Consider the following 13,440-nt stretch of genomic DNA (forward strand, 5'->3'; position numbering starts at 1 on the left):
GGCGCAGAGGTGCGGGCATCGTCGTCAACTGCGACCCGGCGGCCGCGCGCACGTCGCTCACAGTTCCCCCATCCGCCGGATCACCGGAGCCACGCGCTGGACGCCGTGGCGATAGGCACCGCGGGCCGCTTCACGCATCGTGTTGCGCACCACTCGCCGGAACGCGGAGACCTGCGCCTCGTCCTCGGCGGAGGCCCCGGGGCGGGGCGAGCCGTCCGGCTCGAAGCCGTACCGGGCGAGCCGGCCGGGCAGATAGCCGGGCGCGGTGGTGGGGGTGTAGAAGGGGGCCAGCGGCGCGAGGGTCCGCTCGGCGGCCAGCTCGGCGACGCGCTCCCGCGCGGCGTCGAACCAGGTCTCGTACGGCCCGTCGGCGGCGATGCCCTGGCGGCTGAGCCATTCGGCGTTCGGCTCGGGCAGGTGCCCGGCGTCCAGCTGGTCCCACGAGGCCAGGCAGCCGGAGCCGAGGAAGTGGTGGTTGCCGAGCGTCTCCCGCACCCCGAGGTCGGTGAGGACGGCGGTCGGTATGGAGCGGTGCAGCGACTCCAGAGCGGCCGTGGAACTGACCGTGACCAGCAGGTCGGCGGTGTCCAGGACCTCGCCCATGTTGCCGTAGGCGAGCCGGAGGTTGGCGGGCAGATCGTCGCCGAACTTGGCGATCAGCTTCTGGTAGGGAAGCTCTTCGATATGCGTGGTGTGCTCACCGGGCTTGCTGCGCAGCTTGACCACGACCTCGCGGTCCGGATGGCGGCGCGCGTGCTCGACCGCGCGGCGCAGCAGATAGGTGCGGTCGGCGCGGTTGTCCGGGACGGACGGCTGGACGGCGAAGACGACCGTGCCGCCGGGGTGCTTCCGCCCCAGCCGCGCCTTCTCGTCGTAGCGGTCGCCGCCGAGGAAGGGCAGCGCGCATTCGACGACGCTGTCCGCGTCGGCGCCGACGCCCGTATAGACGTCGCGGAAGCGGTCGGCGTCGTGGCGGGAGTTGGCCAGCACCACATCGGCGCCGTGGCGCAGCAGCAGGCCGTCGGCCAGCTTCTCGTAGACGACGCCGACGTAGCCGGTGACGACCACGGGGCGGCGGGCCTGGCCCTGCCAGGCGTGGCGCAGTCCGTGCAGCATCGCCTGGACGGCGCCGCCGACCAGGGAGAGCACGATCACGTCATAGCGCTCACGGTCCACCGCGCGGACGAACTCCACGCCCGTGACCTCGCGCATCGCGTCGGCACGCACCCCGACCTCGGTGAGCTGCCGGGCGGTCGGCGTGGCCCGGCCGCGCAGCAGGAAGCCGTCCAGGCGACGGCCGGAGGCGGAATCCGACCCGTCCGGTACGAGGCGATGCGCGGTGAGCGCGCCCCATTTCCACCGGGTGTCGGAGTCGGCGAGCACGGCGACTCGCACAGGAGAATTGGTACGTGAGGACACGTCGCAGACGCTAGGAAGCGTTGTCGATTCACGGCCCAACGCAAGAGCAACAAAGGGTTAACAGAACGTCGACGATTGGAGAATCGGCTGGCTGGAGCGGCGGGTTAACCGTTCCGACGTTCTTCGTTCACCTTTACGTACACCCTAGGTCAAGACGAATGCCGACCGGAGACCTACCGTCACCCGCGTGGTTAAGCTCTCCGTCATCGTGCCGTTCTACAACGTGCAGACCTATGCCCCCGACACGCTCAGAAGTCTGCGCGCGAACGCGCGCGAGGACTTCGAATTCATTCTCGTCGACGACTGTGCCACCGACGGGACGCCGGAGATCCTGGAGCGCGCCGAACGCGACCTTCCGGGGGCCGTCTACGTACGGCACGAGAAGAACGGTGGGCTGGCCACCGCCCGGAACACCGGCCTGGACAAGGCCACCGGGGAGTACCTCACCTTCCTCGACGGCGACGACTGGCTGGCACCCGGCTACTACGAGCAACTGGTGGCGGCCATCGAGGACTTGGGATGCGACTTCGTGCGCGTGGACCACGTCCAGTGCACCGCGCGGGCCCGTTCGATCACCCGGGTGCCGCACGGCCGCCGCGAGATGGTGATGGACCCGCGGGACGCGATCCTCCCGGCCGACCGCTCCACCTCCGTGGACTACCCCTACGCCTGGGCGGGCATGTACCACCGCCGCCTGCTCGACCAGGGGCTGCTGCACTTCACCCACGGACTGCGCACCGCGGAGGACCGGCCCTGGATCTGGCGGCTGCACCGCGAGGCCGCCAGCTTCGCCGTCCTCGGTCTGCACGGCGTCTTCTACCGGCGCGGGGTGTCCTCCTCGCTCACCCAGATCGGAGATGTGCGGCAGCTGGACTTCATCCGCGCATTCGACCAGGTGATCGAGGAAACCGCACGGGACCGCGACGCCGACGCCCTGCTGCCGAAGGCCGTCCGCACCTATTGCGCGATCATTTCCCACCACCTGGGCAACATCGAGAGATTCGAACCACAAGTGGCCCGCAAACTCCGTTCCATGTCGGCGGCGGCGATGAAACGCATGCCCCAGGACGTATTGAAGGACGCACTGGATTCCATGGACTACGAGCGTGCCGCACGGCTGCGGCGAGTCAAGCGCAGGTCCACGGGGGCGGAGGTGGCGGCCTGATGTCCGCCTACAAGCCCCTGGCGGAGCGCAAGCGCACCCAGATCTTCCTCGCCTCGACCCTCTACGGGGCGGCGACCCTCGCGGCCGCCATCGACGCGGGCGGCGTCGGCCCGGCCGACCGCCGGCTGCTGCTGGTCAGCAACAACGCCGCGACGCCGGAGACCACCCCGCCGGTCGACGAGATGCCCGGCTTCGAGCGGCTGCGCGGCCGCTTCGACCGGGTGCTCTCCTGGAACGAGGCGATCTCGCCGTTCCACCCCGGCGGCTGGGCCCCGCGCCTGGACGACGCCCCGCTGTGGGAGCGCCATCTGCGGCTGCTGTGGAACCTCGGCGACGACAATGTCGAGCTGGTCCTGGAGTCCATCCAGGTCAACCCGGCGATGGCGATCGCCAATGTGTTCCAGGGCGCGCCCATCGACGTCTACGCGGACGGGCTGATGAGCTACGGCCCGACCCGTAACAAGCTGCATCCGCTGATCGGCACCCGGATCCGCCGACTGCTCCACCTGGACCTGGTGCCCGGACTGCGGCCGCTGCTGCTGACCGAGTTCGGCGTCGAACCGGAGATCCTGCCGACCGAGGTGTTCACCAAGGTGCTCGCCGAGGTGGCCGACGCCGCCCCGCGCGGCGTCGCCTCCGCCAGCGAGCGGATCGCCGTCGGCAGCGGCCCGGCGATGATGCTCGGGCAGTACCTGTCCGCGCTGGACATCCTCACTCCGCAGGAGGAGGAAGAGCTGCACGTACGGATGTTGCGCGGCGCCGTGGCGCTGGGCCACCGCACCGTCGTCTTCAAACCGCACCCCACCGCCCCGGCCCGCTGGTCGCGGATGCTGGAGAAGAAGGCCGCGGAGCTGGGCGCGGAGCTGACCGTCATGGACACCCCGGTCCTGGCCGAGGTGCTGTACCAGCGGATGCGTCCGGCCCTGGTCATCGGCTGCTTCTCCACCGCGCTGCTCACCGCCGACGTCTTCTACGGGCTGCCGGTGGCCAAGATCGGCACCGATGTGCTGCTGGAGCGGCTCACCCCGTACCAGAACAGCAACCGCATGCCGGTGACGATCGTGGACGCGCTGCTGCCCGACCTCGAGGACCACAAGGCGGTGGCCGCCGCCCAGCGGGTGGACGAGCGGGCGGGGAAGAAGCTGACCGGGCTGGTCGCCGCGGTCGGCTTCTGCATGCAGGCCAAGATCTACCCCGATCTGCGGCCCGCCGCCGAGCGCTATCTCGCCGCCCATCTGGACAACAACACCTGGCGCTACTTCAAGAAGCGTCGGCTGACCGCGCTCGCCCTGCCCGGGGCGGTCCCCTCGCAGCTGGCCTTCATCCCGCGCAATGAGACGGTGCGCAGGGTGGCGCGCCGCGCCCGGGCCCTGAAGCGGGCCGCCCTCAAGCGGACGGCCACCGGATGAGCGCGCCGCCCGCCCCCGACGCCGGGCCGATATCCAACGCGGCGGCGACGGCTCCCACGCCGTCGCCGCCGCGCACCCCCGACAAGGCCCTGGAGCCATCCGCCGGGCGCACCGCGAAGGCGGCCGCGCGCGGCGGTGGCCATCCGGTGCGGCTGCGGGCGCTGGACGGGCTGCGGCTGCTCGCCGCGCTCATGGTGGCCGCGTACCACTACGGCGGCCGCGACGGGGAGATCACCCAGGCGTGGGGCTCCTCGCCCCGCACGCAGTTCCCCACCCTCTCCAGCTACTTCGCCTACGGCTGCCTCGGCGTCCAGATCTTCTTCGTCATCAGCGGCTTCGTCATCTGCATGAGCGGCTGGGGGCGGCCGCTGCGCTCCTTCTTCGCCTCGCGCGTCTCCCGGCTCTACCCCGCCTACTGGGTCGCGATCATCCTGGTGACCGGCGTCTTCGCGCTCCCCTGGGTCGCCTACAAGGCGGTTTCGCCCAGCGACGCGCTGGTCAACCTCACCATGCTCCAGCAGCCGCTCGGAGTGGACCGGGTGCTGGGCGTGTGCTGGACGCTCTGGGCGGAGCTGCGCTTCTACGCGCTCTTCGCGCTCTTCGTGGTGCTCCCGGGAGCGACCCGGCACCGGGTGGTGCTCTTCTGCGCGGTCTGGACGCTGGGCTCGGCGTTCGCCGAGGCGTCGGACCTGCCGCTGCTGGACGTCGTCCTGATGCCGGAGTACTCCTCGTACTTCATCGGCGGCATGGGCATCTATCTGCTCCACCGCTTCGGCCATGACGCCCTGGCATGGGGCATCATCGGGATCAGCTTCCTGATCGGCCAGCACTACGCGATCCGCGAGCTGTGGCACCCGGCCAACGTCGACGCCTTCTCCTACCGGTCCGCCACGGCCATCATCGCCGTCGTCGCCTTCGGCTATGTGGCGGTCACGCTGATCGCGCTGTCCAAGCTCAACTGGGCCGACTGGCGCTGGCTGACCGTGGCGGGCGCCCTGACCTACCCGTTCTACCTGGTCCATGAGCATCTGGGCTGGGTCGCCGTCTGGGCGTTCCACCAAAAGCTGGGCATCCCCTCCTACAGGACGTTCGCCCTGACCGTCCTGGTGATGCTGGGCCTGGCCTGGGTGCTCTACCGCTTCGTCGAACAGAAGCTCACCCCCGTGATCAAGCGCTCGCTGACCACGGTCCGGCTGTAAGGGGGCCACGCCCTCCCAGGGCTCCCCTCGGCCGTTCCACGGCTGTTCCACGGCGAGGGGAGCCCTGCTCGTCATGGCGGCGACAGCACCTGATCGATGGCGTGCATAGCAAGATCTTTACCCGACAACGCGAATATTGGCGATCCCGCATGGACGGCCTGTGACCGCCCTCGTACCGTATGGCCAGTCGGCCCAACCAGGGTGGCGAACGAGGGGGGTTCGGCATGACACGGCAGAAACTGACCCGGCTCACCGGCAGCGGTAATGGGGAGTGCAGTCAAAACGACTGTCCCAACATCTACCGGGACGAGACTGACGGCGGGATCGTCGTGCAAGGCGACATCTGTGAAGCGTTCCAGCCCCCGAACGGTGAGGCACTGGTGAAGATCCCCGAGCACGTCATGAGGGAGGCCATCCGTGCTCTTGGAGGGTGAAGCGTGGCAGGCCAAATTCCGGGACTTCCGGAGCGAGGCATGGCGGCTTGAGACTCTGCCTGCCTACAAGGTCCCGCAAGAAGAGGAAGAGATCCGGGCCTATCTGGCGGGTGAACGCATCGATCCCCACACACACTCTAACGAGTACACCGAGGATCTGAAGCGGATACGCCGCACAGGAAAGAGCAAGGGGCGCGTACACATCGTTACCCGCCCGCTCTCCACGTATCTCCGCTACGAGTTCATGCACTACAGGCCGCACGCATGGGCTGGCGAAGATATCAGAATCATGGACGTGACCGACCGAGAAAATCCCCTGGCCTGCGTTCAGGACTTCTGGATTTTCGACAAAAAGGAAGTCGTCCTCATGCACTACCAGGCGGACGGCACACAGATCAGCCGTGAAGTACACGAAGGCAATGTGACGCCGTACCTCGAATATCAGCGTATCGCCTTGGCCGAGTCGGTGCCCTTTGAGGAGTACGTGAAGGGTCTTGACGTTTGAGCCGGAAGAGCTGAGGCAATCCAGAACGGACTTGGCCGACACGCTCAAGACCCTCCGCAAGCGAGCCGGGATCACTCAGACCCGGCTCGCACAGCGTTGCAATATGTCCCAGACGAAGATCAGCAATATCGAGGGAGCGAAGCTCACGCCGAGCCTTGTCGATGTAGAGCTGATTCTCCGCGCTTTGGAGGCACCGTCCAACCTCGTCTCTCAGGTGGCGGCCCTTGCTCGCACCGCAAACACCGAATGGCAAGACGTTTGGTCTCAGCGCCGCACCGGCCTGGAGAAGAAACAAAATGAACTGGCCGGGTTCGAACGTTCTTCCACAGAGTTTCGGTACTTCCTCCTGTCCATGGTGACTGGCCTGCTGGCGACCCCAGAATATGTGAGGGCAAGCCTCGCCCACATCCCAGGAGACCACAGTAGGGCGATTGCCAGGAAGCTGGAACGACAGTCGGCCCTGTACGACACGTCGAAGCGTTTCACGTTTATCCTGACCGAACAGGCCGTACGCTGGCCGTTCCTTCCCGCCCCTGCCATGGCTATGCAGATCGACCGGCTAGCGTCGATTAGCCTGCTGCCGAACGTTCGCCTCGGAATCATCCCCTTCGACACCCATGTTCCGGTAGGCCCGCTGAACACCTTCACCATCTATGACACTCGAATCGCCACAGTCGAGACGCAGACGGGCGCGATGATTTTCCGGGACCATCGGGATGTGTCGGCATACCTGGATGAGTTCACAGCATATGAAGGATTCGCCTTGTTCGGGGAGAAGTGCAGAGAACGACTGTCCGAATGGGCCAACCAGCTCCGCTCATGATCTTTACCCGACTACGGAAATATCAAGTGGTTTACTTGGAATTCTTCTCTACCGTGAACCTATGAGCTCCCGCCCCGGCGGTTGGAAACCCTGGACAGGTCGAGCAACCGGGGCGGGTGACCAAACCGCAGAGGAATCCCCTGCGGTCACGGGCCATGTCCTCGACGGTACGGCGACATGGCTCATCGCGAAAGAGGAGGCTGGTAGATGAACGCTGCGGCCGTCGACAGGTACGAGACGCGCACGCCCGACGCGGAAGGTTGGCGCGGAGTCCCGTTCAGGCACCCGCGTGACCTGATGAGCGCGCAGGCCGACGGAGGAAAGCACGACGGAGGACCAATGCCTCCGGAGGCACCCGCGCCCCAGCCCCGCAGGGAGGCGACGGCGAGTGAACACCTGACATTCCCCAACGGCTTGCTGGATCGGCCCCTGTCGCCTGCTTCCCTCGTGGCAGATGGCAGGGGCCGCTCGATCGACCGGGGCGCGACCGAGCCGACCACAGGAGCGGGGCACTGAAGCTGCGGCTGGTCCCGCTGGCCGGCATCACCCCTTGGGCCGCACCTACCGGCCACACCTGTACCGACCCACCGCAGTTGGTGCAACCGCTATCGCGGCGCGGCCGAAGGGACCCCTGGAACGGGGACGCCACCGGTCCACAGCTCCTCCACGTGTTCCGCGAAGCGAGAGAACATCCCCACGTCACCATGGCGTCGCAGATGCATCAATGGCGAATCATGGCCAACGAGCCGCGCCAGATGCGGCGTGACAAGTGCATCGTCGTCAAAACGGAAGACGGATAGGGAGACGTGATTCATGGCATCCGCCGACGCGGAGAACCGCGCTTCCAGCCCCTGCACCTCACCTATCTTGGCGAGTTGCTCCAGGGTCATCTTGACGCGTGTGGAGACCGTCAGGGCAACGTCCTCGATGGCTTCCCGCTGTCGGGTCACCGCTCCATCCGGATCGCCAAGCAGGAAGCGAACTCGGCAACCGCTCTCTGCCTTCCTCCGCAGCATCTCGGGAAGAGCGGGCACTTGCGTCCAGAGGAAGTAGGACGTGAAACCGGCGAAGAACAGGTCCTCGGTCGCCCCGGCGATCAGATCAGCCCAGACCGTTGAGGGGCAGGCAGACCTGTATGCGTAACTTTGGACGAGTTCCCGGTCACCGCCGGTCTTCAGCCGGTCCCTTACAGCTTTCGGCCACAGCATCTCTGCATCAACTCCCCACACCTCAGCGGCATCTACCCGGTTCCTGGCATGCGGGGTGAGCCCTTCGTCCGCGATCCATCGTTCAACGGTCTTGCTGGAGACACCCACCCGGACAGCGAGCTGTCTTGGCGACAGCCCAGAGGACTCAATAGCTGATCGTAAGGCCGTGTTCAAAGCTCCCCCTGGGGACGTTTGGGCGTTTTCAACGGTAGCGCCGATACGCCCCAACCGTCCTTGCCTTGGGCAGCGATACGTCCGCTTGGGACGGTCAGTCTTTGGCTGCAAAGCCCCTGCGACCGTCCTCCTGGCCCAGGGCATGGCCACCAAATCTGAGGAGCTGATGACGTGATCTACCTGATCCGGTGTGCACTTGAATGGGTGAAAGCAGTTTGGAACGGCGACTTCACGGGGGCGGCACGGTGACCCAGTCGAGCGGCCTGCGGCTGCTGCCATGGTCCAGTCCGGAGGGCAAGCCGTGTTTCCTGTTTCCGAACGACGATCACAGCGCGCTGAGCCGGCGGGCAGACGAAATCGAAGCCCTACAGCTCGCCATGGGAGCCGGACTCCTTCACCACGCCCGTGCGCTGTTGGGCGACCGAAAGGCGAACGCGCGCGAACTGCGTTTCCTGTCGGATCGGCTGTGTGAGGCGCTGCGCGATGTGTTGCGGGTCGCCGAGAGCAGGGGTGGGCGCCTTGCCGCGCCTGAAAGCGATGAAGGTAAGGGCCTCGGCAGCGCTCCTGAGAGCAACGAAGGCTCGGCATGACGAAGTGGGAGATCGAGCCTGTGCCGGGGCGGGGGCTGTACCGCATGGCGGATGGGGAACTCGCACTGCCGCTGCGGATCAGCAGCGACGGGCGGCATCGGGCCATCACGCAACTAGCGCTGACCCCCGCCGAGGCAGAGCAGCTGCACGCGGCCCTGTGCTACGCGCTCGGCGAGCAGTCCCCACCCGCCGCTGCCCCTGAGTGCCGACGGCCGATCCGCTACCCGGGTGGCCGACAGCGGTACTGATGCCGAACAACCGCCTCGCCCCGCCCTTGTCGTGGGCGACAGTGAGGACCCGCTCCCAAAGAGCCCGCTAACAGCAGCCGGCTCAGAGCCAGCGCGGGGCGTCGGCGCCCAGGCGGCCGGGTGGGCGGGCCCAGTCCAGCGGGCCGTCCGGGGAAGCGATCGGCGAGCGGGCGTGGCGCAGCGCGCCCAGGTCGGACGCGGTCTCGGCCAGCCAGAGCGCCGGGTCATGGGCGGGGCCGCCCACCGGGGTGGCGGGGGCGATGCCGTGGGTCAGCCAGGACGCGGTGCCCGCGAGGGAGAGCCGCAGATGGTGCCCGCCGCCGGTGTCCTGGCGCTCGGTCAGTGCCCGCAGCACCGCCGCCGCCAGCAGATAGCCGGTGCCGTGGTCGAGGGCCTGGGCGGGCAGCACACCGGGGTGGCCGTCACCATCGTCCTTCGCCTCGATCGCGGCGATCCCGGTCGCCGCCTGGACCAGGCTGTCGAAACCGCGCCGACCGGCCCAGGGCCCGGACCAACCCCATGCGCTCAGCTGAGCCACGATCAGCCCGGGGCGGCGCTCCAGCAGGGCATCGGCGCCGAGGCCGTAGTGGTCGAGGGCACCGGGGCGGTAGCCGGTGACCACCACATCGGCGTCGGCGAGCAGCGCCTCGAAGGTCCGGCGATCCTCGGGCGCGGCGAGGTCGAGTGCGCTGGAGCGCTTACCGAAGCCGGTGTCGGCGTGTGCGTCGGGGTCCTCGGGCAGCCGGGGGGAGTCGACGCGGAGTACGTCGGCGCCGAGCAGGGCCAGCGTGCGGGTGGCCACCGGTCCGGCGATGACCCGGGTCAGATCGAGCACGCGCACACCACTCGCGGGCAGCATGGCGCTGGTGGGCAGGGTCGCGCTCGCGGGTAGCCCGTCGTTCGCAGGCAGCCCGTCGTTCACGGGCAACGCCCCGCGCGCGGGCAGCGCTCCGGTCGCGGGCAAAGCCCCGCTTGTGGGCAATCCTCCGCTCGCGGGCCCCGCGCTCGCGGGGCCCGCGCTCACGGGCCACGCGCCGCTTGCCGGCAGATCGCCGTTCGCGGACCGGGGCGCCTCCCCGAGGCGGCGCGGGGCGGCATCCCCGACCCGCCGGGTCTCGATCAACGGCAGCCCGCCCAGCGGGATCTCGCTCTCACCCGGCTCCGCCACGGCCACGGCCAGCCCGCCCGCCGCGTAGACGGTCTCCTGGATCGCGCGGGCGGGACGCTCCACGAGCGCCGCCGCGAGCTCGTCCGGCCCGCTGTGGGCGGGCAGGCCGAGGGCGGTGAGCAGCCGGGCGCGGTGGTGCGGGTAGTTGGCGTGCGTACGGACCCAGCCGTCGGCGGCGCGCCAGAAGCCGGACAACGGGGCGAAGTTGGTGGGCCGACGACCGTCGATGCGGAGGTGCCGTTCGCTGATGAACGCCGTGGCGACGGCGCCCTCGTCGACCCGTACCGCCGGAACGGCCCCACCGGAGCGCCGCGCGCCCAGTTCGGCGGCGGCCAGCGAGCACACGCCCACGGTGGCGCGGGCCAGCTCGGCCACGGGCAGCCGGGCGGGCAGCCCCCCGCTCACCGCACGGTACGTCACCCGCTCCGACAGCACCGGATCGCCGCCGAGAGCGGTCCAGGCATGGGCGGTGGCGGCGTCCGGTGGCGGTACGTCGTCGCTCCTCGTCATGGGCACATTGTGCGCCGGGGCGCGGGGTGGCCTGCGGCGAGGGCCCGGCGAGTGCCCCGCCCCCTCCTCCTGGTCGGGGACGGAGAGGGCGGGCCGTGCGAGGTGAGTGGCGGGCCTATGCGGCGCCCGCCTGGCGGTAGAGGCCGAGGGCCTCGTTGCCGAGGGTCGGGTGGTATTCGTTCGCACCCGCGCTGACGCTGATGTTGCCGATCAGATAGCCCCCGCCGCCCGAGAAGTCGGCGAGGAAGCCGCCGCCGCTCGACCCTCCGGTCTGGACGCAGTCGATGCCCCACATCGTGGAGCCGGGGCGGCCCGCGTCGGCGAACTCATTGCCCTCGCAGTGGTTGAGCCGCTCGCCGTTGCCTTCGGCTGCGGAGCCTCCGTAGCCGAAGGAGTGGACATGGCGGCCGGTCTGCGAGTTGAAGGCGATGCCCTGCGCGCCCACGGTGTCGGCCAGGGTGCGGCCGTTCAGGGTGTTCATGACGGCGAAGGCGTAGTCCCAGTTGGCGTTGCCCCGCGTGGAGACGTACTGGGAGTCCCAGAAGAGGCCGCGGGCGGAGAAGGTCCCGTAGGGGCGGTTGCCGTTGTTGTAGCCCGGTATGAAGACCCAGTTGCGGTAGCCGGTGCCGGTGGCCGCGTCCACGGTGCAGTGGCCCGCGGTGAGCACGACAGACCGGTTGTCGCTGTTGGCGACGGTGGCGGAGCAGGCGAAGGTGCCGCCGGAGGCGTTCTGGAAGAAGACCTTGCCCGCCGTGGTGCTGATCAGGCCGCCGCCGGTCCACGCGGTGGGGGACGTGGCGCGGGTCGAGGGCCCGGAGGCGGGGGCGGCGGGACCCGGGAGCGGGGGCACGGCCACGCGCTCGCCCGTGGTGGGCGCGCCGCCCGCCAACTTCGCGGTGCGGGCGGCGGGCAGGGTGGTGACGTCCTGGACGGCGCGCAGCCGTTCCGTCGTCCAGAAGCGGACTGCGGCGCGCTGTTCCTCGGTGGAGACGGAGGTTCCGGCGGCTCCCCGAACGGAGGGGGACGGGGACGGGGCGGGGGCGGCGTGGGCGGTGGTTCCGGCGGTCCAGCCGAGGGTGGCGAGGGTGAGGGCGCTGAATAAGGTGGCGACACGTCTCATGCGGTCGGCTCCAAGTCCATTGGAGGTGCCCGAGAGCGTCGGACAACGTTGTCTGACGCTTTGTCGCCGGTAGGGTGCCATGACTGGTTCAGACCTGCCATGACACCGGACGTCACAATTAGGGATCCCCCTAGCCGGGGTGGGCGGTGCCCCGGCGCGAGGCCGGTCGGGACCTCGGCCGAAGCCCGGCGGGGCACCGCCCAAGCCCGGCGGGGCCTAGCGCAAGCCCGGCGGGACCCAGCCCAAGTCCGGCGGGGCCTAGCCCAAACCCAACAGGGCCCAGCCCAAACCCCGGAGGGCCCAGCCCAACCCCCCGCAGGACCTCGCCCAAACCCCGCAGGGCCCAGCCCAACCCCCCGCAGGACCTCGCCCAAACCCGACAGGGCAAACCCCGCAGGGCAAACCCGGCGGGGCCTAGTCGAAGTCCAGCAGCACCTTGCACGACTGGCTGCGGTCCGCGGCCTGGGTGAATGCCCGCGCCGCCTCCCGCACCGGCCGTACCCCGCTGATCAGCGCGTCGAAGGACGGCTCGGCCGCCAGCAGCCGCAGGGCGTCGTCGAACTCGGTGTGGAAGCGCAGCGCCCCGCGCAGTTCGATCTCCCGGCTGACCAGCACATTCCCGGCGAACGGGCTCTGCCCCGGCGGCAGCATGCCGAGCTGGACGACCACTCCCCCGCGCCGCACCCGGCGCAGACAGGTGTCGAGCCCGGCGGCCACGCCCGATGCCTCGATCGCGACGTCCACCTCGTCCGAGGGCCAGATGGGGTCGTCCGGGTCGTCGGCCCGTACGCACGCCGTGGCCCCGGCCGCCGCCGCGAACTCCAGGGCGCGGGGCAGCAGATCGGTCGCGGTGATGGCCGCCGCGCCCGCCGCGCGAGCCGCCGCGACGGTCAGACAGCCGATCGGACCGGCGCCGGTGACCAGCACCTGACGGCCCGCGAGATCGCCCGCGCGCCGCACCGCGTGCAGTGCCACGGCCAGCGGTTCGGCGAGCGCGGCCCGGCGCGGCTCCAGCCCTTCGGGCAGGGCGCGCAACTGCCCCGCCGGAACGGCGATCCGGGACGCGAAACCGCCCTGGACATGGGGGAAGCGCGCGGCGCTGCCCAGGTATCGGGTGTCGCGGCAGACGTTGGCGCGGCCGTCGGCGCATTCGGGGCACACCCCGCACGGCGTGGCCGGGTGGACGGCGACCGGGGTGCCGACCGCGGGCCCGGTCGCGCCCTCGCCGTACGCCACGACCGTGCCGACGACCTCGTGGCCGAGCACCATCGGCTCCTGGAGCCGGAAGTCGCCCACCCCGCCGTGGCGGTGGTAGTGGAGATCGGATCCGCAGATCCCGCCGTACCGGATCGCCACGAGCGCCTGGCCCGGTGCCGGTTCCGGTTCGGGGAGTTCCTCGACCCGCAGATCATCCTGTCCGTGGATCACACAGCCCAGCACCATCCGCCCAGCCTCCTCAAGTGGTTTC

Annotated in this window: 13 protein-coding genes; 8 read left to right on the plus strand and 5 right to left on the minus strand. The window is 69.5% G+C overall.

Annotation, left to right across the window (positions count from 1 at the left end; genetic code table 11):
• Positions 1-57: 57 nt before the first annotated feature.
• On the minus strand, positions 58-1,383 hold the full coding sequence (locus NQU54_RS09270; protein ID WP_257630755.1) for a DUF6716 putative glycosyltransferase: 1,326 nt from the start codon (positions 1,381-1,383) through the stop codon (positions 58-60).
• A 223-nt stretch (positions 1,384-1,606) separates the two neighbouring features.
• Here NQU54_RS09270 and NQU54_RS09275 point away from each other — a divergent pair, with 223 nt between their 5' ends.
• The 6 genes from NQU54_RS09275 to NQU54_RS09300 all read left to right on the plus strand — a co-directional run bounded on the left by NQU54_RS09275 (position 1,607) and on the right by NQU54_RS09300 (position 6,954).
• A complete protein-coding gene (locus tag NQU54_RS09275) occupies positions 1,607-2,584 on the plus strand; it encodes a glycosyltransferase family 2 protein (protein ID WP_099014034.1) in 978 nt (325 codons plus the stop codon).
• Positions 2,584-3,993: a polysialyltransferase family glycosyltransferase gene (locus tag NQU54_RS09280; RefSeq protein ID WP_257630639.1), complete on the plus strand. Its 1,410-nt coding sequence runs from the start codon at positions 2,584-2,586 to the stop codon at positions 3,991-3,993. Before NQU54_RS09275 ends, NQU54_RS09280 begins: the two co-directional genes overlap by 1 nt.
• On the plus strand, positions 3,990-5,192 hold the full coding sequence (locus NQU54_RS09285; RefSeq protein ID WP_257630640.1) for an acyltransferase family protein: 1,203 nt from the start codon (positions 3,990-3,992) through the stop codon (positions 5,190-5,192). Before NQU54_RS09280 ends, NQU54_RS09285 begins: the two co-directional genes overlap by 4 nt.
• A gap of 224 nt (positions 5,193-5,416) precedes the next feature.
• A complete protein-coding gene (locus NQU54_RS09290) occupies positions 5,417-5,626 on the plus strand; it encodes a hypothetical protein (protein WP_257630641.1) in 210 nt (69 codons plus the stop codon).
• Positions 5,610-6,131 (plus strand): DUF6879 family protein, encoded by a 522-nt coding sequence (locus NQU54_RS09295; protein WP_257630642.1) that lies wholly within the window; start codon positions 5,610-5,612, stop codon positions 6,129-6,131. Before NQU54_RS09290 ends, NQU54_RS09295 begins: the two co-directional genes overlap by 17 nt.
• The gene (locus tag NQU54_RS09300) at positions 6,121-6,954 is read left to right on the plus strand and encodes a helix-turn-helix domain-containing protein (RefSeq protein ID WP_257630643.1); all 834 of its coding nucleotides are present in this window, start codon (positions 6,121-6,123) and stop codon (positions 6,952-6,954) included. The genes NQU54_RS09295 and NQU54_RS09300 overlap by 11 nt, the downstream gene beginning before the upstream one ends.
• 605 nt (positions 6,955-7,559) lie before the next feature.
• Here NQU54_RS09300 and NQU54_RS09305 read toward each other — a convergent pair.
• Positions 7,560-8,162, minus strand: coding sequence for an XRE family transcriptional regulator (locus NQU54_RS09305; protein WP_257630756.1), 603 nt, complete (start codon positions 8,160-8,162; stop codon positions 7,560-7,562).
• Positions 8,163-8,581: 419 nt separating this feature from the next.
• On the opposite strand from NQU54_RS09305, the gene NQU54_RS09310 reads away from it, so the two are divergent.
• Positions 8,582-8,926, plus strand: coding sequence for a hypothetical protein (locus NQU54_RS09310; protein ID WP_257630644.1), 345 nt, complete (start codon positions 8,582-8,584; stop codon positions 8,924-8,926).
• Complete coding sequence (locus tag NQU54_RS09315) at positions 8,923-9,174, plus strand: hypothetical protein (RefSeq protein WP_257630645.1); 252 nt, start codon at positions 8,923-8,925, stop codon at positions 9,172-9,174. The genes NQU54_RS09310 and NQU54_RS09315 overlap by 4 nt, the downstream gene beginning before the upstream one ends.
• Positions 9,175-9,256: 82 nt before the next feature.
• On the opposite strand, the gene NQU54_RS09320 is transcribed toward NQU54_RS09315, so the two are convergent.
• From NQU54_RS09320 to NQU54_RS09330, 3 genes are all read right to left on the minus strand, one after another.
• Complete coding sequence (locus NQU54_RS09320; protein ID WP_257630646.1) at positions 9,257-10,852, minus strand: CoA transferase; 1,596 nt, start codon at positions 10,850-10,852, stop codon at positions 9,257-9,259.
• Between the two features lie 115 nt (positions 10,853-10,967).
• Positions 10,968-11,972: a trypsin-like serine peptidase gene (locus NQU54_RS09325; protein ID WP_257630647.1), complete on the minus strand. Its 1,005-nt coding sequence runs from the start codon at positions 11,970-11,972 to the stop codon at positions 10,968-10,970.
• 414 nt (positions 11,973-12,386) lie between these two features.
• On the minus strand, positions 12,387-13,415 hold the full coding sequence (locus tag NQU54_RS09330) for an L-idonate 5-dehydrogenase (protein ID WP_257630757.1): 1,029 nt from the start codon (positions 13,413-13,415) through the stop codon (positions 12,387-12,389).
• Positions 13,416-13,440 lie beyond the last annotated feature (25 nt).

Source organism: Streptomyces malaysiensis subsp. samsunensis (genome assembly GCF_024519315.1).
GTDB lineage: Bacteria > Actinomycetota > Actinomycetes > Streptomycetales > Streptomycetaceae > Streptomyces > Streptomyces malaysiensis.

Bases quoted from the DNA above. Each gene is read 5' to 3' on its own strand.
- NQU54_RS09280 (WP_257630639.1), top strand. From the start codon at position 2,584: ATGTCCGCCTACAAGCCCCTGGCGGAGCGCAAGCGCACCCAGATCTTC.
- NQU54_RS09285 (WP_257630640.1), top strand. From the start codon at position 3,990: ATGAGCGCGCCGCCCGCCCCCGACGCCGGGCCGATATCCAACGCGGCG.
- NQU54_RS09290 (WP_257630641.1), top strand. From the start codon at position 5,417: ATGACACGGCAGAAACTGACCCGGCTCACCGGCAGCGGTAATGGGGAG.
- NQU54_RS09305 (WP_257630756.1), bottom strand. From the start codon at position 8,162: ATGCTGTGGCCGAAAGCTGTAAGGGACCGGCTGAAGACCGGCGGTGAC.
- NQU54_RS09315 (WP_257630645.1), top strand. From the start codon at position 8,923: ATGACGAAGTGGGAGATCGAGCCTGTGCCGGGGCGGGGGCTGTACCGC.
- NQU54_RS09320 (WP_257630646.1), bottom strand. From the start codon at position 10,852: ATGACGAGGAGCGACGACGTACCGCCACCGGACGCCGCCACCGCCCAT.
- NQU54_RS09325 (WP_257630647.1), bottom strand. From the start codon at position 11,972: ATGAGACGTGTCGCCACCTTATTCAGCGCCCTCACCCTCGCCACCCTC.
- NQU54_RS09330 (WP_257630757.1), bottom strand. From the start codon at position 13,415: ATGGTGCTGGGCTGTGTGATCCACGGACAGGATGATCTGCGGGTCGAG.